At 72.2% G+C, this 24910-nt stretch carries 21 protein-coding genes and 1 pseudogene; 12 read left to right on the top strand and 10 right to left on the bottom strand.

The genetic code is table 11. The features are described 5' to 3' along the window. Positions 1 to 46 precede the first annotated feature (46 nt). Positions 47 to 2371 carry an ABC transporter substrate-binding protein gene (locus ACFYZL_RS31105; RefSeq protein WP_388683583.1) on the bottom strand — a complete coding sequence of 775 codons (2325 nt, stop codon included), beginning with the start codon at positions 2369 to 2371 and terminating at the stop codon, positions 47 to 49. A 239-nt stretch (positions 2372 to 2610) separates the two neighbouring features. Here ACFYZL_RS31105 and ACFYZL_RS31100 point away from each other — a divergent pair, with 239 nt between their 5' ends. Continuing rightward, a complete protein-coding gene (locus ACFYZL_RS31100) occupies positions 2611 to 3297 on the top strand; it encodes a hypothetical protein (RefSeq protein WP_388683581.1) in 687 nt (228 codons plus the stop codon). A 150-nt stretch (positions 3298 to 3447) separates the two neighbouring features. Here the strand turns inward: ACFYZL_RS31100 and ACFYZL_RS31095 are convergent, their stop codons facing one another. Further along, positions 3448 to 3951: a hypothetical protein gene (locus ACFYZL_RS31095; protein ID WP_384748135.1), complete on the bottom strand. Its 504-nt coding sequence runs from the start codon at positions 3949 to 3951 to the stop codon at positions 3448 to 3450. 47 nt (positions 3952 to 3998) lie between these two features. Beyond that, positions 3999 to 4445 carry a hypothetical protein gene (locus ACFYZL_RS31090; protein WP_388683578.1) on the bottom strand — a complete coding sequence of 149 codons (447 nt, stop codon included), beginning with the start codon at positions 4443 to 4445 and terminating at the stop codon, positions 3999 to 4001. Between the two features lie 599 nt (positions 4446 to 5044). Here ACFYZL_RS31090 and ACFYZL_RS31085 point away from each other — a divergent pair. From ACFYZL_RS31085 to ACFYZL_RS31075, 3 genes and pseudogenes are all read left to right on the top strand, one after another. Next, a pseudogene (locus tag ACFYZL_RS31085) lies at positions 5045 to 5200 on the top strand (dynein regulation protein LC7); the annotation flags it as partial. Further along, the gene (locus ACFYZL_RS31080) at positions 5197 to 5538 is read left to right on the top strand and encodes a DUF742 domain-containing protein (RefSeq protein ID WP_384748131.1); all 342 of its coding nucleotides are present in this window, start codon (positions 5197 to 5199) and stop codon (positions 5536 to 5538) included. The pseudogene ACFYZL_RS31085 and the gene ACFYZL_RS31080, both read left to right, overlap by 4 nt. Beyond that, positions 5522 to 6124: an ATP/GTP-binding protein gene (locus tag ACFYZL_RS31075; protein ID WP_388683575.1), complete on the top strand. Its 603-nt coding sequence runs from the start codon at positions 5522 to 5524 to the stop codon at positions 6122 to 6124. Before ACFYZL_RS31080 ends, ACFYZL_RS31075 begins: the two co-directional genes overlap by 17 nt. A 104-nt stretch (positions 6125 to 6228) precedes the next feature. Here the strand turns inward: ACFYZL_RS31075 and ACFYZL_RS31070 are convergent, their stop codons facing one another. Beyond that, complete coding sequence (locus ACFYZL_RS31070) at positions 6229 to 6882, bottom strand: hypothetical protein (protein WP_384748126.1); 654 nt, start codon at positions 6880 to 6882, stop codon at positions 6229 to 6231. Positions 6883 to 7125: 243 nt separating this feature from the next. Between ACFYZL_RS31070 and ACFYZL_RS31065 the strand changes: the two genes are divergently transcribed. Further along, a complete protein-coding gene (locus tag ACFYZL_RS31065) occupies positions 7126 to 9357 on the top strand; it encodes a choice-of-anchor A family protein (protein WP_388683573.1) in 2232 nt (743 codons plus the stop codon). A gap of 13 nt (positions 9358 to 9370) precedes the next feature. Here ACFYZL_RS31065 and ACFYZL_RS31060 read toward each other — a convergent pair whose 3' ends face one another. Together ACFYZL_RS31060 and ACFYZL_RS31055 are read right to left on the bottom strand one after the other, a co-directional pair. Next, on the bottom strand, positions 9371 to 10099 hold the full coding sequence (locus ACFYZL_RS31060; protein ID WP_388683570.1) for a hypothetical protein: 729 nt from the start codon (positions 10097 to 10099) through the stop codon (positions 9371 to 9373). A 90-nt stretch (positions 10100 to 10189) separates the two neighbouring features. After that, complete coding sequence (locus tag ACFYZL_RS31055; protein ID WP_388683568.1) at positions 10190 to 10846, bottom strand: dihydrofolate reductase family protein; 657 nt, start codon at positions 10844 to 10846, stop codon at positions 10190 to 10192. Positions 10847 to 11123: 277 nt separating this feature from the next. Between ACFYZL_RS31055 and ACFYZL_RS31050 the strand changes: the two genes are divergently transcribed. Both ACFYZL_RS31050 and ACFYZL_RS31045 read left to right on the top strand, forming a co-directional pair. Then, the gene (locus tag ACFYZL_RS31050) at positions 11124 to 11858 is read left to right on the top strand and encodes a serine hydrolase domain-containing protein (RefSeq protein ID WP_388683566.1); all 735 of its coding nucleotides are present in this window, start codon (positions 11124 to 11126) and stop codon (positions 11856 to 11858) included. An 8-nt stretch (positions 11859 to 11866) separates the two neighbouring features. Continuing rightward, entirely contained in the window at positions 11867 to 12055 is a 189-nt protein-coding gene (locus ACFYZL_RS31045) for a hypothetical protein (RefSeq protein WP_384748113.1), read from the top strand. Between the two features lie 260 nt (positions 12056 to 12315). Here ACFYZL_RS31045 and ACFYZL_RS31040 read toward each other — a convergent pair whose 3' ends face one another. Next, a complete protein-coding gene (locus tag ACFYZL_RS31040) occupies positions 12316 to 14130 on the bottom strand; it encodes a nucleobase:cation symporter-2 family protein (protein ID WP_384748110.1) in 1815 nt (604 codons plus the stop codon). Positions 14131 to 14584: 454 nt separating this feature from the next. Between ACFYZL_RS31040 and ACFYZL_RS31035 the strand changes: the two genes are divergently transcribed. From ACFYZL_RS31035 to ACFYZL_RS31025, 3 genes are all read left to right on the top strand, one after another. Beyond that, positions 14585 to 15376 carry a helix-turn-helix domain-containing protein gene (locus ACFYZL_RS31035; RefSeq protein WP_384748107.1) on the top strand — a complete coding sequence of 264 codons (792 nt, stop codon included), beginning with the start codon at positions 14585 to 14587 and terminating at the stop codon, positions 15374 to 15376. 697 nt (positions 15377 to 16073) lie between these two features. Further along, positions 16074 to 16826, top strand: coding sequence for a transcriptional regulator (locus ACFYZL_RS31030; protein ID WP_388683563.1), 753 nt, complete (start codon positions 16074 to 16076; stop codon positions 16824 to 16826). Between the two features lie 35 nt (positions 16827 to 16861). Next, entirely contained in the window at positions 16862 to 17821 is a 960-nt protein-coding gene (locus tag ACFYZL_RS31025; protein ID WP_388683560.1) for an SDR family oxidoreductase, read from the top strand. On the opposite strand, the gene ACFYZL_RS31020 is transcribed toward ACFYZL_RS31025, so the two are convergent. Together ACFYZL_RS31020 and ACFYZL_RS31015 are read right to left on the bottom strand one after the other, a co-directional pair. After that, positions 17812 to 18846, bottom strand: coding sequence for a helix-turn-helix transcriptional regulator (locus tag ACFYZL_RS31020; RefSeq protein ID WP_384748098.1), 1035 nt, complete (start codon positions 18844 to 18846; stop codon positions 17812 to 17814). The two genes, ACFYZL_RS31025 and ACFYZL_RS31020, sit on opposite strands and share 10 nt — an antisense overlap. Positions 18847 to 18979: 133 nt before the next feature. Continuing rightward, positions 18980 to 21094 (bottom strand): HEAT repeat domain-containing protein, encoded by a 2115-nt coding sequence (locus ACFYZL_RS31015; RefSeq protein ID WP_388683557.1) that lies wholly within the window; start codon positions 21092 to 21094, stop codon positions 18980 to 18982. A gap of 115 nt (positions 21095 to 21209) precedes the next feature. On the opposite strand from ACFYZL_RS31015, the gene ACFYZL_RS31010 reads away from it, so the two are divergent. Further along, positions 21210 to 23177 (top strand): hypothetical protein, encoded by a 1968-nt coding sequence (locus ACFYZL_RS31010; RefSeq protein WP_388683555.1) that lies wholly within the window; start codon positions 21210 to 21212, stop codon positions 23175 to 23177. Between the two features lie 60 nt (positions 23178 to 23237). On the opposite strand, the gene ACFYZL_RS31005 is transcribed toward ACFYZL_RS31010, so the two are convergent. Then, a complete protein-coding gene (locus tag ACFYZL_RS31005; RefSeq protein ID WP_384748090.1) occupies positions 23238 to 23789 on the bottom strand; it encodes a YceI family protein in 552 nt (183 codons plus the stop codon). A gap of 489 nt (positions 23790 to 24278) precedes the next feature. Here ACFYZL_RS31005 and ACFYZL_RS31000 point away from each other — a divergent pair, with 489 nt between their 5' ends. Next, the gene (locus ACFYZL_RS31000) at positions 24279 to 24758 is read left to right on the top strand and encodes a lamin tail domain-containing protein (RefSeq protein ID WP_388683552.1); all 480 of its coding nucleotides are present in this window, start codon (positions 24279 to 24281) and stop codon (positions 24756 to 24758) included. Positions 24759 to 24910: the final 152 nt, after the last annotated feature.

Raw genomic sequence — 24910 nt, 5'->3', positions numbered from 1 at the left:
CGGGCGCGGCGCTCCCCCGTCCGGGGCGGCGGCAGGGGCCGGCGGCTCAGCGGGCGGCCGGTCCGCTCGTCACGGTCGTCCAGGTGCCGCCGTTCACCGCATACACCGTCAGCCGACGGTTGACCGTGTCGCCGCTCCCGTCGAAGGCGACGCGGCCCGTGACTCCGTCGAAACCCAGCCGTGCCACGGCCGGCGGCAGTTTCGCCCGGGCGTCGCCGGGAAGGGTGCCGCCATGGGCCGTCACGACCGCCTTCACCGCCTCGATGAGGGTCCAGGTGGCGTCGTACGCATACGGCCCGTACCAGCCGGCCGCTTCCGGATACCCCGCCTTCCGGTACCGGGCGAGGAAGTCCCGGCCCTGCGTCGTTCCCTCTGCGGCCACGCCGATGTTGGTGGCGAGATCGCCTTCCGCCTTGGGGTTCGTCGTCAGGTACTGCTGGTCGAAGATGCCGTCGCCGCCCATGAGGGGGACGTTCACTCCCGCCTGCTTCAGCTGCTGGGAAAGTGGTGCCGCGGTGTCGTAGTAGCCGCCGAAGTAGACGGCGTCGGCTCCCGAGGACCGCACTCTTTCGGCGAGGCCCGCGAAGGCCCGTTCCGCGGGACGGACCTGCTCCGTGCCGACGACGGTCCCGCCGAGCTTCGTGAACGCGGCGGTGAAGCCCGAGGTGAGGGAGACGCCGTGGGCGCTCGTGTCGTCCACCACGTACAGCTTGGTCTTGTTCGCCTCTCCGTGCAGGTACCGGGCGGCGAACGGCCCCTGGTCGACGTCCGTCGCGACGGTGCGAAAGTAGGTCGAGTAGGGACGCGCCGTGGTGCCCGCGGCCCAGTCACGGCCCAGCGTCAGCACGGGGTCGGTGTTGCCCGGTGACACGACGGCCATGTTCGCCTGTGCGAGCGGCGCCACCAGGGTCTTGGCCACGACGGAGTTGAGGGGGCCGACCACCCCGAGGACCTTCTCGTCGGAGACGAACCGGGCGGCGTTGGAAGCGCCCTTCGCGGCGTCGGCCCCGTCGTCCAGGGCCTTGATCTCGAAGGTCACCCCGGGGACGTGCTTGGTTTCGTTGGCCGTCCTGATCGCCAGCTCGGCCGAATTCCTGATGCCGACGCCCATCGAGGAGAGTCCGCCGCTGAGCGGTGCGTCCACCCCGATCACCACGGTGACGGAGGAGGCCGCCGGGCGGCTGCCGGCCGCCGGGCCCGCGCCGTGCGGCGCGCCCTCGTCACGAGTGAGCGTCCAGGTCAGGACGGAGCCCGTGACGAGCGTGGCCAGGACCGCGGCCAGGACCACGGAGCGCCGGGACGGGCGCGCCCGCCGGGTGGACTCCGGCGCGCCGTCCTCCCGTGCGTACGTCGCTTCGCGCGTGACCGGCGCCTCGGCCGGGGGCACGGGCGGAGCGGTCGGCCGGTCCGGCAGCGGGCGCTGCGGGGTGCCGGCGCCGGCGTCGGAGTCCAGGACCGTCGGGGTCCGCGGTGCCCTCGGGTCGGGAGCGTTGGAGGAACCCGGCTCGGGTGCGTGCCCCGGCTCGGGAGCATGGGGGTCGGGCGTGGTGGACCGCAGTACGGATGCCAGCATCTCGGCCGCTTCGTCGGCGCTCACGCGCTGTTCCGGGTCCTTGGTGAGGAGCGCGTCCAGCACGGGTGCGAGCGGGCCGGCGTGGACGGCCGGCCGGTGCGGGCGGGTGAAGACGGCCACGGCGAGGGCGTGGAGACCCTCGGCGTCGAACGGCGGACAGCCCTCGACGGCGTGGTACAGGGTCGCGCCGAGCGCCCACAAGTCGACGGCCGGGGTCGGACGCTTGCCCTCCAACTGCTCGGGCGGCATGTAGTGCGGCGTGCCGATGACGGTCCCGCTGTGGCTCAGCTTGGTCGTGGCGTCCGCCAGATGGGCGATGCCGAAGTCCGTCAGGACGACACGGTCCTTGGTCAGGAGCACGTTGTCCGGCTTGATGTCACGGTGGATGATCCGGGCCCTGTGCGCCTCGGCCAGTGCGTCGAGCACGGCGGCGCCGATCTCGGCCACTCGCCGCACGGGCAGCCGCCCGCCACCGCGGATGGCGGCGGCCAGGGACTGACCGCGGACCAGCTCCATCACGATGACGGGTGCGCCATCGTGCTCCACGACGTCGTGGATGGTGATGATCCCGGGATGGCTGAGAGTCACCGCTGCGCGAGCCTCGCCGATGAACCGCCGGAGCAGGGCGGCGCGATCGTCGTCCTCCAGGCCCGGCGGGAAGAGGATCTCCTTGACCGCGATCTCACGTCCGAAGAGGTGCTGGTCGAGGGCACGCCAGACCCGGCCCATACCACCCTGGCCGATGCGTTCGACGAGCTGGTAGCGGCCGGCGATGAGTTCGCGATTCTGCTCGGTCACGCGCACACTCTAGGTCCTGCCGAGCCGATCAGGTGACGGAAATGTGGCTTGATCACGCCCATCGCGAGCCCGCTTGCGACACGCGGTGCCGGGCGACGGTCGACCCCCTGGCCCCTGTGTGACACGGGTGTTCCTCGATCCCCGACCCGGCTACTGATCCGAACGCCTGCGCGGGCCCACCCGCGCTTGAGAAGATCCGCCTGGTGAAGCCGTCTTGCGATTCGCACCTGGAGGGACACATGCACCGCGCGCGTGCGTCATTCGTACGGCCTGCCACCCTCGTGGCCGCGCTGCTGGCCGTCTCGGGATGTTCGGGAGGCGGCGAGCCTGCCGCCAAGGTCCCGGATCCCTCGCCCTCCGGTCTCGTGCACTACACGCCCGCCACCGGCTCCCCCGCCCCGGCCGCGAGCCCGTCGCCCACCGGGTCCAAGGAGTGCGTGCAGACTGCCGCAATGAGCGTCGAGCAGCTGACCGACTACCTGAAGCAACTGCGCAGCACCAGCGGCAACTACCAGACCAGGGGCCTGACGCTCGACTCCTCGGGCCTGAACTTCACCCCGGAGGACATCAAGCGCCCGTGCGAGGCGGTCTCGGTCAAACTCGCCCATTACTGGGTCGACTTGAAGAAGACGCACGAGGCCAACGTCGTCAGCGGGGCCCGCTACGAATACTCGTACACCCTGATCGGCGTCGCCTCCCACACGGCCGGCCCGCAGGACGGCCGGTTGCCCGACACCGCGCCGCCCGGGCCCTCCGCCTGTCGTGGCACGGTCTCGGTGGCCTACCTCGGCGAGGACCTCGCACTGCGGGACCTGCCGTACGACCTGAAACTGGTGGATTCCACGGCCCCCGTCCCGGTCAAGGTGATCGGCGACGGGGTGCTGTCCGCGATCTACGTGTCCCCTCCACACCCGGATTCGTGCTGACGCCGGCAGGCAACGGCAACAACTGCCGCAAGACCACGGCGAACGGGCGGTCGTCGCAAGCCGCCGGGGTCGAGGACTACCTTGCCGCGGGCACCTGTGCCGGCGGGCGGCGGGGCGCGGTGACCGCGCGCCCGACCGGCAGCCGTCCGGTCAGGGAGCGGGAAGCCGGGTGCCGCACCGGGCGCAGTAGCGGGCGTCGCGTTCGGTGGCCAGACGCCCGCACGCGTCGCACACCAGGTTCAGCAGGCAGGCCGGCTCTCCGGCGTCCGAGCCCGGCCCCGGGGTGATGTTCAGCGGCGGGCGACGGCGGTGCGCGGTGGTGTAGGTCAGCCCCTCGGTCCCCGCCCGGACGGCCCGCTCGGCGCCGGCCGGCAGCCAGGCCACGGATCCGGGCGCGAGCGGGACGGTGCGGTCCGGCGTACGGATTTCGCCCGAGCCGGCGACCACGACGAGCAGGACTCCCACGACCGTCTCGGTGTGCTCACCGATGGCGGCCCCCGCACCCAGGCGTACCAGGTTCGCGTCCAGGTCACGGCCGCCGTCGCCCAGCGCCCACACGACACGGACCGCCCCGGCACCCACCGGGTGGGCGTCCGGCACGGCGGCTTCCGGCGGAGCGAGGAAGACCGGCGTCCCGGGAACAGAGGGACTCATACCTACTCCACGGACGGACGGGGACCACGGTTCACACCAGATTCCCATCAGCCGCTTTCCGCCGGAGCACCGGCGACGCCGTGCCTCAGGACGGGGTCGATGTCCACCCGGCCCTCCGAGGCGGAGCAGACGTCCCAGCGGTCCCCGGTGCGTCGCAACTCCAGTGCCACGGCCACCGGCGCACCCTCGCCGGCCCGCGGCCTGAGGTCCACGTTGACCGATGCGCTGTCGCCGGTCCGTACGGAGGACACGATCCGGTGGCCGAACACCGGGGCGAAGCCGCGCAGGGTCCGCGTCGGATCGGCCTGCGCCGCCGGACAGGCGCTGTCCGGCCCGGAGGCGGGAACCTGCCCGTCGCTCCCGCCGACGGCGTCGAGGTAGCGGTCCACCGTGTGGTGCATCTCGTCGTCCCGGAGCGAGTGCCCGGTGCTGCTGAACACCACCGCCAGGACCACTCCCACCGCCGCCATCGGCACCCCCACCGCAAGTGCCACGACGGCCCCGCCCGGTAGCCGCCTTCTGCGCGCCACGTCCCGCTCCCATCCGTTGCCCTCGTCCCGATCCCGAGGACGCAGCGGGCCGCCCGGCCGTTCCCGGCGCGGCCGGGCGGGTTCGTTCCGATGCGCCGGATCCGCGCGGGTGGATTCGGCGCCGTCAAGGCGCACCTTCGCGTCGTGCCGCCGACTGATCCACGACCTCCCCGGGTCGCTCCGCGTTCCCGCGCACGCAGACAGAACACACGGGCGGGCGCCCACGGGCGCGCGTCTCGGCACACGCCACTCGGTGCCACATGGGCCGACCGCTCGACCCGGACTCTTTCGGCTGAACCGGAGACGGTCCGAAGATCGCCCGGACCTGCGCGGACACACGGTGACCGCCCGCTGTCAGCCGTACCACAACCACATCATCGTGTAACCTGGCGTCCGACGCCTCGTTAGGGATTGACGCTGGGCTGATCCAGCGTCAGAGCCGCCCCTTGACGCCTCGCCGGGATCGACCGTTTCCGCACCATGCTCCCGGCACAGTGCCGCCACCGATACCGCCCGGGCCCGACTGTCCCGCCGCCTCTCCGCGCGCGAACGCGACGGCGACATCGGCGATCCGCGACGGCAGCTGCCTGGGCGTGCTCGCCGACAGCAGCGGTGAACTCGGCCTCGTCGGCTACGAGATGGCAGTCCTCGCCGAGCGGACCGGCGACCTGCTCAATCCCACCCTCATCGCCGACCTGCGCCAGGGCCTGCCGCGATGAGCCAGGAAGCCGACGAAGACGCCCTGTTCGTCAGGCCGTTCATCATGACCGGCGGCAGGGTGCAGCCGCTGCACGACGGGCTGCGGCTGGAAACGCTCGTAGCCGCCGCGCCCGGCGCGCAGACCGAGACCCTGGAGTTCGAGCGCCGGCGGATCGTGGCGCTGTGCGCCGAACCGGCGACCGTGGCCGAGGTGGCCGCCCGGATCGGCGTCCCGCTCGGCGTGGCGAAGGTGCTGATCGCCGACCTGGTGGTCGGTGGGCTGCTGGTCTGCCAAGAAACCAAGGAGCTACCGCTCCACGTCCTGGAGAGGATCAGGGACCATGTTCGGGCGCTCTGACAAGCCTGTGCCCCTCGCCGTGAAGATCGTGGTCAGCGGCGGGCTCGGCGTCGGGAAGACCACGTTCATCGGCGCGATCTCGGAGATCGAGCCGCTGGACACGGAAGCAGCGATCACGCAGGTGTCCGTGGGCGTCGACTCCCTGGTCGGGGTGGAGAACAAGACCACGACGACCGTCGCCCTCGACTTCGGGCGGATCACCCTCGACCCGTCGATCGTGCTCTACCTCTTCGGCACACCGGGGCAGGACCGCTTCTCGTTCCTGTGGGACGACCTCGTCGAGGGCGCCCTGGGCGCGATCGTCATCGCCGACACCCGCCGTATCGAGGACTCCTTCCCCGCGCTCGACTTCTTCGAGGAGCGCGGAACCCCCTTCGTACTGGCCGTGAACCACTTCGACGGCGCGCACCACTTCGACCTGGACGAGGTGCGCGAGGCCCTCGACCTGGGCGACGAGGTCCCGGTGATCGCCCTGGACGCCCGGAACCGCGACTCGGTTCGGGACATCCTGGTCGCCTTCATGGACCTCGTCGTGCAGCGGCGTGCGGGGGGCACCGCGCGCCGGTCGTGGGAGCTCGCCCGCTGAGCGACGACACCGTCGGTGCGGTGACGCCGGCCCGGGAAGCGTCCCGGGCCGGCGTTGCCTCTTCCCGGTGGCGGTACCGACCCCCGGCTATCCGGCTCGGTCCGTCAGCCGGTGATCGAGAAGAAGATCGAGCCGTCCTCCGCCCACCACCAGGCACCCTGTCCCTCGCTCCACTCCGAGGCCCAGCTGTCAAGGGCCTTGATGAGCTCCTCCAGGTCGTACCGGAGATCGGGTTCGATCCGGTCCAGCACCGCACGGTAGGCCTCCACCGCCGGCACCGCCTTCGCAAGGGGCCAGATGCCGATTTCCGGGGACCCGTCCACGGGGTGGGGAATGTGGAACCCGATCTCCGAGGGCGGCCCGCTGAAGATGTACTGCCGGGGCAGCAGTTCCGCCGGAACGCCCTCCGTGCTCAGCGCGTCATCGAGGGCGGAGAAGAGGGTGACGGGGCTGCGGTAGCTCGCCAGGGTGGAGGAGTCGCTCGCGTTGTGGTCGATGATGATCTGGAGGGCCGCGTAGTAGGCGCTCCCGGCATAGTCGGCGTCGGAGTCGGCCTGACCGGCCATCAGCTCCTCCAGGGCGTCCGGAACCGACAACCCCCAATCCACGCCTTGGGAGTCGAGGCTGTCCTGACGCGCTCGCGCCGCCGTGCGCATCCTGTCCAGGCGTCGTGATTCGTCGGCGCTCGGGTCCGAAGAAGGAACGAATCGCAGGACCTGGCCGAGGTTTGCCATGCTGTAGTTCACTACCTTGCTCATGGGGTCATGCTGCCAAAGAGCACTGACACCCGCTCACCCTGGTACACCATCGCGTAGTGGTGGCGCAGCGACTCGTGCGTCCCGTCCGGGAGGTCCGTCCGCGCCGGAGTGATCCAGCCCGGCAAGTGAGTGATTGTCGTACCGGAATTCCGGAGTCGAGGAGTGTCCTCAGACCTCCGCGCCCCGCCGCGGCCTCAGTCTGTCAGGCATCAGCGTGAACAGTGCCGCAACGGACGGAGCGTCATGTCAGCAGGAAACCGGGCCCTCGGGCTGGCCGTGGGCATCGTACTGGCCACTGTCGGATCCCCCACCGCCCTGGCCGCCGGGCACGGCGCCGGTCCCTCGGCCGCACAGGCCCTGCGGGCTCCGCTGCCCAGCGGTCTGGGGCCGTGCATCCCCGGTACGGGACCCGGCGAAGCCTGTCCGCCCTTCTGGCCGGAACCCAACAACCTGCCCTTCACGGGTCGGGACGACAACATCAACGTCTTCGTCGGCGGCAACATGCTGGTCCGGCGCGGCGCCGCCGAGGCCGAGGGCAAGGTCGTCGTCCTCGGCGACTTCGACATGAACAAGAGTGCCGGCGGCAACGTCTACAACGTCGGCATCGCCGGGGTCGGCTCCCGGGTGCCCCCGTCGAACGGCTCGGACTTCCTGACCGCCGGGAACGACGTGCGCGTGGCCTCGGGCCAGCGGCTGCTGGCCGACGGCGGGGTGATCCGCTACGGGTCCACCCTCACCGGAACCGCGACCGGCACGCTCACCCACGACCCGGACGCTGCGGCCCCGTACACCGTCCTGCGGGACCGCCTCACCGCCGCGAGCGACTGCTACGCCGACCGGGTGGCGACCGGCACGACCGCTTGGACCCCTCAGGAGACCGTCTTCACCGGCAACGGAACCTCCCCGTTGCAGGTCTTCAACGTCTCCCGGGACCTCTCGGGCCCGGGCACGGCCCAGCAGACGATCCGCTTCGCGGGAATCCCGGCCGGCGCCACCGTCCTCGTGAACGTCCTGGGTTCCTCCCCCACGATCCGCGTCAACAACGTGCTCCTTCCCTCCGGGCTGCGCGAGCGGCTGCTGTGGAACTTCCCCGACGCGGACACCGCCGAGATCGCGGGCTCGGCGCAGCTCGGCGGCAGCGTCCTGATCGGCCCCCGGACCTCCGTGGCCACGGTCTCCGTGATCGGCGTGAACGGCCGCTTCCTCACCGCCGGCAGCATGACGCACACCAGCCCGACCGAGACCACGGGCCTCGGAGCGGAGCTGCACGCGTACCCCTTCAACGGCGACCTTCCCGACTGCACGCCCGTGCCGCCCGTCACCGGGAACGTGTCCGTGGTCAAGCACGACGAGGACGGCAACGCGCTGACCGGGGCCGTCTTCGAGCTGTGGCGCGAGACGAACGGCATCGAGGGCCTCCAGACCGGCGGCCAGAACCCCGACACCAAGGTGTCCGACTGCACCACCGGCACCGACGGCCTGTGCAGTCGCGAGGAGGAGATCGGCACGTACTACTGGCGCGAGACCGCGGCGCCCCCCGGATACCTGCTCCCCGACGAGCCGGTCCGCCGGCTGGATCTGACGCGGGAGAACGCCGGAAGCGGGGTGAGCGTCACGGCGGTCAACCGCTGGCAGACGCCGCCGGTTCCCACCGGCGAGGTGGTGCTCGCCAAACGCGACGAGGACACCGGGGCGCTCCTCCCCGGAGCCCGCTTCGAACTGTGGCGGGAGACCAACGGCGTCACGGGGCTCCAGACCACGGGCGGCAACGCGGACACCCGGCTCCCCGCGGTCTGCGTGACCGACGGACAGGGCACCTGCCGGGTCGGCCTGCCGGTGCGGGAGACGTACTACTGGCGCGAGATCGGCCTTCCGGACGGGTACGAGCCCTCCGGCAATCCGGTCACGGTCTTCGAACTCGGCGAGGCCGACACCGGAGGGGAGAAGGCGGTCACGATCACCAACCGGAAGCGGGGCGAGGACCGTCCCGGCTCGATCCGCGTCCTGAAGAAGGACGCGAAGAAGGACCGGCCCCTTCCCGGAGCGGTGTTCCGCCTCTGGAAGGAGACGAACGGCACGTCCGGTCTGCAGACCGCGTCCCCCGGCGCCGACACGCCCGTGGGTGACGAGTGCACCACGGACGAGCAGGGCGTCTGCGAATTCACCCCGCTCGACAACGGCCGGTACTACGTGGTCGAGACGCGGGTCCCCGATGGCTACGTCCTCGCGGGCGATCCCGTCACCGGACCACTGACGCTGGACGCCGGCACCCCCGGCCACCGGCTCACCGTCACCCTCCACAACCAGCGGGACAAGCACGACAAGGAGCACAAGCCCGATGGGCACGGGAAGCCGGGGAAGCCGGAGAAGCCCGGTCATCAGGACTGGACCGGCCCCGGCAACTGGCTCGACGACGTCCTGAAGCCCGGCCACGGCGGGGGCCACGGACCCGGCCACGGCGGGCCCGGGCACTGAACGACGGGGTCCCTCAGGCCGCGTCCACCGGTTCGGGACGGTTCGACTTCACCTGCGCCACGGCGACGGGCATGAACGCCGCGACGCTGTCTGCCTCCGCCCGGGGCAGCGAGAGGACGCTGCTGATGACGACGAGCGAACTCCCGACGCGTACGACCGTCGCGTCGGCGCGTTGCGAGTCGCCGCCCGGGGCGCTCGTTGTCACCACCGCCCGGATGACGAGGCTCTCGTCGCCGAGCCGGGGGCCTTCGGCAAGGGAGAAACCGGCGGTCTCGGCCGGCTCGCTCGACGCGTGGGGCAGGTCCACGGTCCGACATCGGCCCACCAGGTCCCGCATGGACCGCATCGCCTCGTGCGCTCCGTCGCCCGGGAACGAGTAGAGCTTCTCCATGCCGGGGATGACGCCGTTGCCGACGGAGCGGCCGCCACTGAACATGGCCGTCACGGACGCGGAGGAGGCCGTCGTGCCGGCGTCCACGACGGTCTGCCCGTCCAGCAACCCCTCGCAGGACGGCGGTGACGTCGAAGCACCCGAAGTCGCCTTCGGGTGCTCGTCCGTCGGCTCGGCCACGGAGGTCCAGCCGCCCGGCAGGGCCGCGGGCAGGAGGTGTGTGCGCAGCTCGGCAGCCGACATCGGTCGGTCGGGCTTCGCGGAGCCTTCGGGCTTCGTCGAGCTGCCACAAGCCGTGACCGACGCGAGCACCACCAGTCCCACCACGCACCGGATTCCGAAGTCGGCCACCTCAGCGCTCCTCCCACCCCGAGTGATCAAATCGGCCGACGCTAACAGGGCCCTGCCGCTTCGGCAAACAAGTCGACGGCCCGCCGGTTCCTACGCCGTGCTCTCCCGGCCGTCGCGTACGACGAACTCACCGGCTCCGGTCGTGCCGGACGCCGTGCGGTGGAGGGTGAGGGAGACCGCCCCGGAGCCGCCGGCCGCCACCTGCGATTCGGTGATCCGGTAGGCGGACGGCACGGCTCCGTCGTCGAAGAGGCGCTTGCCCGCGCCGACGACGACGGGGAACTGGATCAGTCGGTGGATGTCCACCAGTCCCGCGTCGTGGAGGGTCCGGACGAGCCGCCAGCTGCCGTGCACCTGGAGCTCACCGCCCGGCCGTTCCTTGAGCCGCCGCACCTGATCGACGATGTCGTCGCCGCGGAGCACGGTGGTCTTGCCCCATGCCGCGTCGGCGTCGGTGAGCGTGTTGCTGACGACGTACTTCTGCCGGGTGCCCAGGGCCGTGGCCACGATGTTGTCGGGCTCGGTGACCTGCGACCAGTACCTACGCATCATCTCGAAGGTGGTCCGCCCGAGGAGGATGGCGTCGGCCCGGCCGAACCACTTCCCCACCGGGTCGATCTGGCCCTCGGCGCTGTGCGGTACGAGCCAGCCGCCCCGGTCGAAGCCGCCCGACGGGTCCTCCTGGACGCCACCGGGACCTTGCATGACGCCGTCGAGACTGACGAAGGTGTGAACGCTGAGTTCCATGGGTGCTCTTTCCGTGCTCGCGCGACGCGTGCGCCGCTGTCCGTTGCCGTTCGTCCCGTAGACAAACGGGGAGCGGGAAACTTGACACCACACCCGCATCGCGACGCACGTCACAGCCGGCTCACGCGCGGCACCCGGCTCAGAGCCAGCCGCGCCGGGCGGCCTGGACACCCGCCTGGAACCGCGTGGTGGCCCCGAGTGCCTGTTGCAGTGCGGAGACCCGGCGGACGACGGTGCGTCTGCCCAGGGGGGCAGGCTCTCGCTCGACGACACCGTCGTGCTGTCCGAGAGGGGCCCCCGCGCCCCGGAGAACCCGGTGCAAGCCCACTACTCGAACATCAACTACATCCTCGCCGGCATGGTGATCCAGGCCGTCACCGGCAACGGCCCGGCGTCCGAGATCAACAACCGGATCTTCCGGCCACTCGGGCTGCGCAACACCGGCTTCCCGACCAGCGACCCGGGACTGCACGGGAACTTCATGTACGGCTACGCCTACATGGGCATGTGGCCGTTCATCAGCCTCAACGAGCGCAGCACCTCCAACGTGCAGATCTTCTGGACCGCCGGGGCCATCGTGTCCACGCTGGACGACCTGAACACCTTCTACCGGGCCCTGTTCACCGGGAGGCTGCTGCCCGCGGCGCAGATGTCCGAGCTGAAGACCACGGTCCCCTTCCCGGACAACAATCCGACGTCCTCCTACGGCCTCGGGATCATCCGCGGTCGTCCACACCTGCGCCGACGGCCGCCAGGTGCCGATCTGGGTGCACACGGGCGGCGTCATCGGCTATTTCAGCTACGGGATGTCCAACGAGGACGGCAGCAAGCAGATCCTGATGGCCGCCAACGAGAACCGCCTGCAGCCGGACACTCCGGGCGAGGTGGACCTCAACAACGCCGCGGCCACGACGTTCTGCGCCATGTGACCCGACCGGAGCAAGGAGGCCGGCCGACCCGCCGCCGCGCTGAAGGCGCGGAACAGCCCCGGTCGGCATCGAAGCAGCGATGATGATCCGCATGAGCCAGCCGCACACCCCCGTCCTCCGCCACTACCTCCGCTCCGAGCCTCGTCCCACCGGCGAGACCACGGTCACGTGCCAGTGCGGCCTGGATACGGGCCTGGTCCCGAGCGACCAGGCCCGCCTCGCGTACGAGGTGCACCGCAACCTGATCCGGGACGAGATCGCGGCTCGGACGGACAGGTGAATTCCAGCCGCACGCGAGGGGTGTTGTTCCGGCCATCCCGGGCGTAGCGTGAGCACACCCGGAGGGGCGCGCCGGCCTTGCACCTCGCATACGCCGACGCGCGCCGCCGAAGAGCCCTGCCGCAACGTCCCCCGTGCGCCAGGGCTCTTCACCTTTTCGGCGTCACCGCGCCGCAGTCGCCCACCACGGCCCGAGCGCCCCCGGATGGAACCGGGAGGCGCCCGTGCCCTGCCGGCTTGTCGGAGCCGGCGGTTCTGGGGTTACCAACCGTCGCCCGGGGCCGCCCGGCCGGGCGAATCCGACTCTTGGACGGGCCGGGCGTCTTCGCGGACGGTCCGGGCGCGGGGATGGTTCAGCCGGGAATGCAGCGGGTGCAATGGGCCGGGGAACCCGATGGCTTCGGAGGAGCGTGCTTCCGGGGAGGCCGGGGGCGCGTATCCGGACGGTTCGTACGCGGGGGTGGGGGCGGGCGGGGCCGGATCGCCCCCGGGGACGGGCCGGCCGGTGGGCGGTCGGCCGGCAGGGCCCGTGCCGGCGAAGTCGACGGGGCTCGGCTCGTGGGAAGGCCACTCCGCGAACGGGGCACCAGACCCGCGCGGTCGCTCGGGCGAGGCCTGGAACGAGCCGCGCGGGTCGGAGGGCCGCGTGCGGTGGGGGGGCGCGGTCGCGGTACTGATGCCGTCGAGCAGTGCGCCCGGTTGCGCCGCGATGGGGTCGGGGTCGGCTTCGGTGCCGTGGCCCAGGTGGTTGAGGAGGTAGTTCAGCAGTACGGCGACCAGGCAGCCGGCGGTGATGCCCGAACCCAGAACGGTGGCTGCGGGGGCCGGGAGGCGTTCGTAGAAGTCGGGCGCGACGACGGGGACGAGGCCGAAGGCGAGCGTGACGGAAACGATCAGGCTGTTGTGGCCGGTGCCGAGGGCGGCCTTGGCCAGGGTGCGGATGCCCGCGACTGCGACGGAGCCGAAGAAGACCACGCCGGCTCCGCCGAGGACGGGTGGCGGGACGAGCGCGACGAGTGAGCCGAGGACCGGTACGAGGCCCAGGAGAACCAGGATCGCGCCGCAGAGCGTGACCACGTAGCGACTGCGGATCCGGCTGAGGGCGACGAGGCCGACGTTCTGCGCGTAGACCGTGGTGGTGAACGAGCCCAGCACGCCCCCGAGGACGGTGGCCAGGCCCTGGGCGCGCAGGCTTCCGGTGATGGTGTGGCCCTGCGTGGGACGTCCGGAGACCGCGCCGAGGGCGAACAGCGAGGCCGTGGATTCGGCCATCGACACGAACATCACGACCACGGCGGTGGCGATGACCGTCGGCACGAACTGCGGGATGCCGAAGGCGAACGGTTCGGGCAGGGCGAAGAGGGGCGCCTCGGTGAGGGGATCGAGGTCGACCTTGCCCAGCGGGACGGCGATCAGAGTGCCGACGAGCATCCCCAGCAGGACGGCGATGCGGCCGAGGAACCGGCCGGAGAACGCGCGGTGGACGGCCAGGGTGATCGCGAGGGTGGCTGCGGAGAGGGCCAGGTTGGAGGGCGAGCCGTAGTCGGCCGCTTCGGTGTTGCCGCCGCGGGCCCAGGTGCTTGCCGCCGGCAGGAGCGAGAGCCCGACGAGGGTGATGACGGAACCGCTGACGACGGGCGGGAAGAACCTGACCAGTCGACAGAAGGCAGGGGCCAGCGCGAAGCAGACGGCTCCCGCGATCAAGGTCGCCCCGAAGATCTCGGGCAGCGCGTCGGCCCGCGGTTCGGTGGCGGAGGCGGAGGCGGCGAGGACCGGCGCGACCACGGCGAAGGAAACGCCGTTCGTCAGCGGCAGCCGTGCACCGATGCCGAACGGGCCGAGGGTTTGGGCGATGGTGGCCAGACCCGATACGAGGAGTGCGGCGGCGAGCAGGACGGAGAGCTGGGCGGACGTCAGCCCGAGGGCTCCGCCGATGATCAGGGGCGGCGCGGTGAGGCCGGCGTACATGCCTGCGACGTGCTGGAGTGCGGCGGGCACCAGGCGGCGGACGGGGAGGATCTCGTCGACCGGGTGCGTGGGCGCACCGGGTGTTCGGGCCAGAGCTCGGGGCGACAAGGCGAGTCCTTGGGACACCGCCCGCGGAGTGGGGTTCCGGGGCGTGCGGGCGGAAGGTGGGTGGCCGGTGCGGGTGGACGGCCCGGCACCGGGCGTTGCAGGCGGTGCGGTGCCGCAGGGGTGACAGCACAGCACCGCACATTCCGCATCACGGAAACGTTTTTCCGTTGCGGACGGGACGGGACTCTAGGTAGCGACTCGGCCACTCGTCAACTCCCCCAAGTCGTCGGACCAGTTCGGGATGAACTTTGGAGGAACCGCCAGGACGGCAGCTCGCAGAACCCGTTCCAGGGGGGCCGGGGAAGTAGAAGACGTGCACGTCAAAGGCGTGCCGCCATGGCCGGGACCGTCCGCCGTCCACAGGGTGCGGCGCCCCGTCCGGGCTGCCGGGGCGTGAGAGGCCTCGGATCCGGCGCCTTGGCGAAATCGCGCCCCGTCCCTACGGTGTGCCGCTATGTCCTACGCAGAGGATCCATCCGCGCTGCCCCCGTTCGAGCCGGCCCGCGCAAGAGCCACCCGCGACCTGCTCGGGATGACGGTCGACCAGGCCGCCCACGCCATCACCGCCTATCGGGGCAGGCCCTTTCCTCCCGCGCTCCTGGAAGCCTGGGAGGCCGGCACGGCCGTCCCCGCCGACAGCGAGGTCAGAGCGCTGGCCGCCGCGCTGTGGTGCTCCCCCGTCGACCTGGTGGGGGAACCCGCGACGCTCACGCAGTGCCGCACCGTCGCCGGGCTGTCGATCAGCCGGACCGCGAGCGCCCTGGGAATGAGCCGAGCCCGCTGGGAGGACGCCGAACGCCGCAACCGCTGGCGGGGGACGGCCGCCCAGACCGACACCCTGATCCGTGTGCTGCAGCCGCCGCCGGCCTGCTTCGTGGCCGCCTGCGGCAGATCCCGGCAGCTGAGGACCTTGCTCAGGGAGGCGGTGAACGGCTGGTGGCCCAACCACGTCACCGCCGTCGCGGGCATCCTACCCGTCGAGACGGCGGTGGTCCGTGAGGCGCTGGAGCAGCTCCACCTGACCTACCACCGGCTCGAAGGGGACGTCGGCGCATCACCCCGGGCCGCCGCCGAGGCCGAGGCGCAGGCAGCCGACTTCCTCGCGCACATCGACCTGCACCTGTGGCGGCAACTGCGCGCCGTGGGACAACCTCCCGATCCGGGGCCCGACTTCCACTCCGGACGACACTCCGGTGGCAACGGCCGGAGCCCCTACGGCTCCCCCGATCCGGCCGTAGGCTATTGACGAACCAGCCGGCACTTTCTACGTTTGGGTGCGCCACGCACGGAATCGCACTTTCGAATCGTGGAAATCATGGGGCGGGTCCTGTTTCTCGCAGGCTCCGTCAGGTGGGCGACGAAACCGTCGCCCGCCAGGGTCGTCCCAACGCCACCGCGCTCCTCTCGCAGCCCGGTGGACGCTCCCGGGCCCGAAGCCACCGCCAGGTGACCGGAAGGCCGAGAATGCACAGCCGGAGACCGTTTCCGGAACCTTCGACGTCCCGACGCGTCGCGTCCCGTCGCGTCGCGTCCCGTCGCGTCGCCGTCGCCCGCCCCGACGAGTGCGGCCGCGTCGCACACGAGGACGATGCCGCACGGATCGAGCATCGCGGATCTCCCTACGGGCCGGACCTTTCCCCGCTGCTCCGACGCGTGGGCGGCGACGCCGTCGCGCTCCGGCACGTCGCGATGGGACGCGGTCGATCCGCTCCCTCACGGCGGCCCGTCGCCTCACCCCCGGCGACTCGACCGCAAGCACGTTGACCGCACGGCCTCACGGAGGCCGAGGAGGGCCGTGGAACACCGCCTTCCGCCCCACGGGGTCGACCAGACCCCCCTCCCCGAGCCCCAGCGGCTCCGCGAAGCCCCACCGAGGTGACCCACACGTGTCCACACTCCCCTTCTCTCCCGTCGAAGCCCGCGCAGCGCGCCTGCGGATGGGGATGACCCGAGACCAAGTCGCGGTCGAAATGGCCAGGTTGGGAGTCGTGCTAGGGCCGCACCGGGTGAAGGCCTGGGAGCAGGGCGCGAGAGTGCCGTCGGAGACCGAGCTCTTCGCGCTCGCCGACGTCCTGTGGTGTCCGACCCCCGTACTGATGTCCGTACGCCCCGGGACCCATCTCGACGGCCGCCCGGCGGGGCGGCCGACCCGCGAGCGGTTGGCCCACCGCATCGGCGTGGAACTCCACGCGTACGCCGCGGCGGACGACGAGCACCGCCGGAGCGGCGACGAACGCCGGATCCAAGCCCTGGCCCGTGCACTGGCCATGACTCCCGAACACCTGCGGGAGATCATCGGCCGGAGCGCGGAACTCATCCGACTGCTGGCACAGGCCGTCGAGGAGCGTTGGAGGACCGAGGTCATGCCGCTCGCGGAACTGGCCGAGCTCGACGAGCGGCGGGTGGAGCACGTGCTGCGATTGCTGCGCCAGGAATACACGCAGACCACCGAGCTCTACATGGGCCACGTCATGGCCGGCAGCCCCGAGGCGAGGCTGCGGGAGATCGCCGACGCGCGCGTCCGATGGCTGGGCAGCCTGCCGGAGCACTTCTGGCAGCTGGTGGGCCCCGACGACGGCTCTCCCCGCCCTCGCCGCCGCACGGAGAGCAGCGCGGAGACCAGCGCGGATGGTCGCGCGGAAGGTCAGGCCGAAAGTCGGGCGGAAAGCCGGCCGGAAAGTCGCGAGAAAAGGTGACGGGAGCTGTCACCTTTGGCGTGCACGGTGGTGTCATGAACCAGGACAACGCCAACCGTCACCCCGACCGGAACCGCCCGCTCACCGACCGGATCGCCCTCGTCGCCGGGGCCACCCGCGGCGCCGGACGCGCCCTCGCCGTCGAACTCGGCCGGGCCGGCGCCACGGTCTACGCCACCGGACGCACCACCCGCGAGCACGTCAGCGAGGTCGGCCGGACCACGGAGACCATCGAGGAGACCGCCGAGCTGGTCACGGCCGCCGGAGGCACCGGCATCGCCGTGCCCACCGACCACCTGGACGAGGACCGGGTACGGGCCCTCGTCGACCGGATCGACCGCGACCACGCACGGCTCGACATCCTCGTCAACGACCTCTGGGGCGGCGAGCACCTCATCGCCGGCTCCGTCTTCGGAAAGAAGAGTTGGGAGACCCCCCTCGCCGACGGACTGCGCGTCCTGGAACTCGGGGTGCGCTCGCACGTGATCACCGCCGCGCTCGCCCTCCCGCTCCTGGTCCGCTCGGACGCACCGCTGCACGTGGAGGTCACCGACGGCACGGCACGCTCCAACCGCCGCTACCGCGAGAACCTCTACTACGACCTCGCGAAGAACGCCCCGATCCGGATCGCCTTCGGTCTGGGACAGGAGCTGGAGGAATACGGGGGCACGGCGATCGCCGTCACCCCGGGGTTCCTGCGCTCGGAGCAGATGCTCACCCACTTCGGCGTGACGGAGGACAACTGGCGCGACGCCATCGCCCAGGAGCCGACCTTCGCCATCGCCGAGTCGCCGTACTACCTCGCCCGCGCGCTCGCCGCGCTCGCCGCCGACCCGGACCGGGCCGCCCGTTGGAACGGGAAGTCCGCCTCCAGCGGCGAGCTCGCCAAGGTCTACGACGTACGGGACGTGGACGGCAGCCGGCCGGACGCCTGGGCGTACTTCGAGGACGTCGTGTACGGCGGCAAGGACGGCACGCCCGACGATTACCGCTGATCCTCCGGCTCCGCGCCGTACAGGGCGGCGAGGGCCTGCGCGTTCTCGCGGAAGCGGGCGCGCAGGCCCGGCGGTGCCAACACCTCCACGTCCGCGCCCAGCCCTGCCAGCTGGGCGAAGGCCACCTCCTCCGACTCCACCGGCAGGTCGAGCGTGACGCGCCCGGCCGCGTCCGGGGCGGTCGCCGCCGCCAGCGCCTCCTCCACGCCCGCCGGATCCGCCACGGCGGGCAGGCGCCGCAGACCCGCCTCCGTCAGACGTACCGTCGCGGTCGCGCGCAGCAGCGCCCGGGCGAACCCGGCGGCGTGCCCCTGCCAGTACGCGGCCAGGTCGAACGAAGGGTCGCGGACGAAGGGTTCACCGGCGCCGGGAGCCGGCGACAGCGCCGTGACCCGGTCGACGCGGTAGGTGCGCCAGGCGGCGGCCCGGCCGGGCCGCCGCTCCGGGACACGGCCCACGACGTACCACACCCCCGCCTTCAGGACGAGCCCGTACGGCTCCAGCAGCCGGCTCACCCCGCGCGGCGCCGCGCCGTCCCGGCCGGGTCGCGCGTACTCCAACTCGACCGTGTGGTCGGACCACACGGCACGTGCCAGGTCCGGCAGCAGCTCCGGCGCCGACGGCTCGCGGAACCAGGCCGGGGCGTCGAGGTGGAACCGGCGCACCGACGACTCGGCCGCCGCCCGCAGCGAGGGGAGCAGGGTGGCCGACAGCTTCAGCCGGGCCGTGTCCGCGGGCCCCGAGAGCCCGAGGTCGCGCAGCGCCTCGGGCAGACCGGACAGGTAGAGCGTTTCCGCCTCGCTGGGGTGGAGGGAGGTCAGCCGGGTCCGGTGGCCGGGCGCCAGACGGTAGCCGCCCGTGCGTCCGCGCTCGGACTGGACGGGTACCCCCGCCTCCTGGAGCGCCTGGGCGTCGCGGATCACGGTCCGCTCGGACACGCCCAACTCCCGGGCGAGGGCGGCGGCGGTCAGGCCGGGGCTCGACTGTACGAGAAGGGCCATGCGGATCAGGCGGGCGGCACGCATGCCTCAAGGATCAGGCATCCGCCGCCCTCGACCCGGCCCCGCCCCACCAGGGCGACCTCAAGGCTTCACCGCACGCTGCCCGGTCCGCGCTCGGTGCCGTGTCACCCACCGTCGGAGGGTCGACGTGGGTGGGTCAGGCGAAGCGAGCCACGATGGCGCGGCAGGCGCACTGCAGGTCTTCGTCGTTCGCGATGCTTCCGAAACGGCCGCTGCGACGGGATAGTGCGAGCTCCGTTCGGATGCGCGGGAGGGCCGGCGCGGCAGCCGGGCCCATCCGGCCCAGGCAGGCCAGGACGTGGTTGGACGTTGCGCCGTTGCTCTCCCACGCGCCGAGCAACGTCTCGACGACGGCAGGGGCCTCGGCCTCACCGCCGATGTCCCACAGCGCGGCGGCGGCGTGGACCCGGGTCCACTCGTAGCCGGCGGTCAGCATCTGCCGCAGCCTGGGAAGCACTGTCTCGGCGGGTGGACCGATCCGACCGAGGGCATCGGCCGCTTCATGACGGCAATGGCTGTCGAGCAGGTCGTGCAGCCGCGGCACAACTGTCTCCGGGTCGCCTTCCAGGTCCCACAGAGCGGCCGTGGCGGCCATGCGGAGGCCGACGTCCTCCGCCTCGGCCAGAGGGCGAATCACGTCCGACGCGGACGCGGCGGCGCGGCCGAAGGAGGCGAGCGCGCCCAGGGCGGACGCGGCGGTCCGCCACTCCTCGTGACGGACGGCGGTGGTGACTGCGTCCGTGACTGCGGGAACGGCCGCCGGGTCCCGCAGTTCGGCAAGGGCGGACACCAGGGCTCCGGCGCCCGTCCCGGGCCACTGCGGAGAGAAGTCGGCGCCGGCGAGGCGGCGAGTCAGCCGCGGCAGGAGTTCACCGGCGGCCGGGCGCAGGCCACCGGCGACCTGCACGACGCGCCACGCGTCGACATCACGGTCCAGAGCCGTCAGCAGGTCGGGGAGGGCCCGCAGATCACCCAGGCGTGCCAGTGCCAGCACGGCTTCCTGGTGGGCGCGGCGCAGGAGCGGTTTCGGCGTGGCCCACACGTCCGAGCCGTGCGCCGCGCGCTGTCCGGCCACGTACGCGGCGAGGGCCTCGCGGGCGGGCTGTGCGAGGGACGCCAGGGATCCGAGGCTCTCGGCCGCCACGGCGGCCGTGTACGGGTCATCGGGAAGGAGGCAGTGCGCGATGAGCACGACGAGTTCGAAGTGGTCACCGCGCCGGGACCCGATCAGGTCCTGGGCCATGGCGATCGCGTCGTAGCGGGTGGCGCGGTCCGGGCTGCGGAGCTGCTCGGTGAGGAGGGCCGTCCGCTCGGGCACGTCGGAATCCAGCACCTCGTGGAAGGTGCGGAGCAGGGATGTGGTCGGCGCATGGACACGGTTGTGCCGTTCGAGGGCCTCGAAGGCATGGGCCACCTGTGGCGGGACGTTCTGGTCCGCCGGGGATTCGGCGGCTGCCGTGCACGCGCACTCTCCGGAACCGGACCGGCGCTCTTCGCCGCCCGGCCCGCTCTCCGGTGCGGGCGTCGTGAGCCGGCGGAGGAGTTCGATTGCCGTCGGTACGACGTCGTCCTCGATGTCCTGCGGGGCGCAGCGGGCCCGATGGACGAGGGCCGCGAGCCGGATGTCGGGGGAGGTTTTCGGATCGTCGGCGAGGGTGCCGAGCCAGGCGATGGCAGAGGCATGCGCGGCGGGCAACCGGAGCGCGAGGTCGGCCATCGTCCGGACGACCAGCAGCCGTTCCACCATCCCGTCCTCAGCCGACAGGCGGCCGCACAGTATCTCCACCGCTCGGTCCCCGTCGTCGAGGAAGAGACCGAGGCCTCCGATCGCCGCCCGGCGTACGGACGGTTCGGGGTCCGCGACACGGCGGACGAAGACGTCGGCGCTCCGGCGCATCAGGGCCACGCCGTCCACGTGGGCCGTCGACTCGGTCCCGTCCGGCGTGAAGTAGACGGCTTCGGCGTCGCAGTCCATGGATTCGCGTCCGATGCTGACCAGGAGCTCGATGATCGAGGCCCGGTCGGGGGTCGCGGGATCCTCGGCCATGTGGAACAGGAACGGCAGGCTCGCCACGGTGCACGGGTACACGTCGCCCTGGTGGTGTGCCGCGCTGTAGAAGTCACCGAGTGCCTTGTCCCGGACCTCGGGGTCGGTCGAGCCCATCTGCCTCAGCCACACCGGGACCTCGTCGGCCGGACCGTACGCATGGTGCATCGACGCCCAGTCGACGCCGTCAAGTTCGTTGATCACGTACGGCACTATGACGGCCGGTACTGACATCGCGACAACGAGCCGCCTCCATGGCCCTGCCCGGTCCGCACCCCCGGGTATGTGACCAAATGATGATTCCTTCGTTGTCCGCTGCGTGGGACAACGTCAAGGCTCCGGAGCCGGGCTGCGCCAGGTTGAGGCGATCATCGTCGAACGCTACCCCCAACTGCTGCGTCTGGCCTACCTGGTGCTGCCGCCGCACCTCGACCGGCACACGCGGCTGCTGCGCGCCCACCGCGCCGTCCAGCACTCGCTGCGGGCCGCGGGGCGCCGGGCACGGCAGGGCGGGGATCCGCTGGCGGCCGTACGGGCCGAAGTGGTGCGGCGCGCGGCCGGGCGGCGGCGCGGGCCGTTCCCGCCGTGGGTGTGGGGGCTGCGGATGTGGCCCACCGCCGAGGGGCTCGACGAGGCGGCGCGCGGACTGGCGGGGCTGTCCCCGTACGCCCGCGCGGCGCACGTGCTGTGCCGGTACGACGGATTGGACGAGGACACCGCGGCGGACGTACTCGCGGAGGCCGGAGCCGGTGATCCTGGCGGCGAGGTACGGGCGGCCCTGGCGGCCGATGCCCGCCCGAGGGCCGCAGCGCCGGAGGAGGGCGCTCCGGGGGACATGGGCGCCGCCGGGCCCCGACCCCACAGAGAAACGATCTTGCACCCGGCGGACGTCCACACCCGTCCCACCGACCTGCTGCTGCGCCGCACCCGTATCCGCGCCGCCTGGGGCCTCGCCGCCGTCCTGCTGTTGGCCGCCGGGCTGACCCGGGCCACCGTCGCGGGCCCGGACTCCGGGCCCCCCGTCGCCTACGCGGGTGCTCCCGCCGCCCGCGCCGTCCTCGATCCCGCGCGCCTGGTCCGGGTTCCCGCTCAGGCGTGGGCCGACACCGGCCGGGTGGACTTCACGGCCTGGCCCGCCCGCGGCACTCGCACCGGGGACCGGCCACTGCTGGCGCGGGCCCTGGGCACCTGGGTCGCGCCGCGCTCCGGTACGGCGGTGACCGTCGCCCCGTCGGCCTCGGCGGAACCGCCGGGACACCCGCCGCAGCTGCTGTTCGCGGGCGATCCCCGGCCGGGGATCGCCGTGGTCGTGTTCCTCGACCCCGACCGGGTCGTGCGCTACACCGAGCAGGGTGGCCGCCGGAGCCTGGACATCGCCCGGACAGACGACGCCGACGTCACCACGGCGGCCGCCGTCACCCTGACCCGGGACGGGGGCACGGCCCGTCGGCTCCTCGCGCCGTGGATCGCCACCGCCGGGGTCCGGGACCTGGCCGCCCCCGCCACGGCAGCCCTGCCCCTGCCGATCGGCCCCGACGGAACGGTCACGACCGAGTTCCCTCGCGAGGACGCAGGCCGGCAGGGGCCGGATGCCGACGCGGGCGGTGATGCGGGAGGCGGGAGCTGCGGACCGCGTCCGGTCCTGGAGGTCGCCTCCTCGCCGCGCATCGTGGAGAAGCACGCCTTCCTCCTCGCCGACCGCGGCGGGCTGCTCCCCGTCCACCTCACCTACACCCCGCCCGCGGAGGGCGCCGACGCGCCGCCGGCCCGCCAGCCCCGCGAGGCCACGGGGCCCGCCGCCCTGGCCCGCTGGGCCCAGGAGGCCTGCGCGCTGGACACGGTGGACGGCCGGGCGGTCCGGGCGCTCAACCTGTGGGACTTCGCCGTAACGGAGCTCCCCGAGACCCCCGGCCGGGCGGTCTGGTCCTGTACCCGCGCCACCCATTGGACCGGGCAGGGCGACGTCCTGATCCGGCTCCGGCCGCCCACGGGTGCCTCGCTGACCGTGGCCCGGGCCGGCTCCACCGCCGCCTGCGGACGCTTCGGGCAGCACCTCCTCGCGGCGACGGTCTGGCGGGCCCCGTCCGGCCGTGCCTACCAACTGGCCGCGGGCAGCCGGGAGGTGACGGAGATCATCGCCACGGGATCCCTGCGCTCCCGTACGCCCGGCCGCAGCCTGGCCGTCCCGGCACCACCGGCCTCCGGTCCTCCGGCCGCCCTGACCGCGACACTGCGCAGCGGCGCGGTGATCACCGCCTTGGACTCCCGGGGCGGCGGCCGGGACTGAAGGAGACCGCCGCCGGCACCACCGGGACGCGCCCGGAGGTGCGCCGGCCGATGACCGGTCCTAGCTCTGCTTGATGGCGGAGATGTCGAACTCCAGGACGACCTTGTCGCCGACCAGGACACCGCCGCCCTCCAGGGCCGCGTTCCAGGTGATGCCGAAGTCCTTGCGGGAGATGGTCAGCGAGCCTTCGAGGCCGACGCGCAGGTTGCCGTAGGGGTCGACGGCGTTACCGGTGTACTCGAAGTCGATGGTGACCGGCTTGGTGCTGTCCTTGATGGTGAGGTCGCCGGTGACCCGGTAGTCGGTGTCGGACTTCTGCTCGACTTTGGTGGTGCGGAAGGTGATGTCGGGGAAGCTGGGAGCGTCGAGGAAGTCGTTGGTGCGCAGGTGTTGGTCGCGCTGTTCGACGCCGGTGTCGATGCTCTCCGTCTTGATGACGACCTGACCGGTGGACTTCGCCGGGTCGGAGCCGTCCAGGTGGGCGGTGCCCTCGAACTGGTGGAAGGCGCCGCGGACCTTGGTCACCATGGCGTGCCGGGCCACGAACCCGATCCGGGTGTGGGTGGGGTCGAGGACGTAGTCGCCGGTGAGCTCGGCGAGGGACGCAGTCAAAGGTTCCTCCGTATGACCAGGATCCCGGCAGAGGCCTGCCGGGGTCGTTCCCGGGACACGCTAGAGAACGCGCCGTTCCCGACCTGGCCGAACACGTCCGGCCGCGGCGAATTGCACTCTGACCGGTGACCCGGAGCCGGTTCCTCGACAGGTTCCGGCAGCGGCTGTTACACGGCGTTGAACCCGCTTGGAGCAGCGTTTTGGGGCAGCGGTGAACCGCACGGCCGGTGAGGCGTGACGCTCGGGCCCGCGGCCCCGCTGGGCTGTGGCCGGACCTCCCGCGTTCGGCCGTCAACGCAGCTTTGATCCATGCCTGCTACAAGAGAGGGTTACGGAAATGTCCGCATTGGGCAACACCGACTGTTTTCAGCGCCTTCGAGGGTGTTTCGGGGTCAGGGTGTGGCTCCTCGGCAGGACGCCGGGAACTGTTCGGAGCCCACCCGGCCCGCACCAGGCCGGGCGGGGCTGCCCGTTGAAGGAGTCATCCGCATGTCCGCTTCCCCCGCAATCGCCACCCGCCGCACCCTCGCCGGTCTCCTCGCCGCCGGCGCCCTGATCGGTGCCGCGGCGGTGCCGGCAGCCGCCGACGATCACCGGCACGACCACCGCGGCTCCCACTCTTCCGTCGTCATCGGTGACGTCCGGGAAGCCGGCCGCGGGCACGACAACCGCGCCCTGAACCGCGAATGGGTCGAAGTGAAGAACACCGGTCGCCACGCCGTCGAGCTCCGCGGCTTCACCCTCACCGACGAGGAGGGCAACCGCTACCGCTTCAACGGCTTCCGCCTCGACGGCAAGTCCAGCGTCAGGGTCCACACCGGTCATGGCCGCGACACCGACCGCGACGTCTACCAGGGCCGCCGCCACCAGATCTGGGACGAGCGCGACACCGCCACCCTCCGCGACAACCGCGGCAACGTCATCGACACCGAGTCCTGGGGCCGACGCGGCCACCACCACGGCCACTGATCGCCCCCACCCCAGGGGAGGGCCGCCGCGACGACGCGGCGGCCCTGCCCTTCGTTCTGGTCGGGGTTGGTCAGGACGACATGATGAAGCGCAGGGCGAGGCCGGAGGCCGTGATCCAGTAGGTGACGCGGGCACCGTCGTCGAACGACACC

This window comes from Streptomyces sp. NPDC001717 (genome assembly GCF_042892775.1).
Taxonomy (GTDB): domain Bacteria; phylum Actinomycetota; class Actinomycetes; order Streptomycetales; family Streptomycetaceae; genus Streptomyces.
The sequence above is the reverse complement of the archived record's forward strand: the minus strand, read 5'-3'. Positions and strand labels throughout refer to the sequence as shown.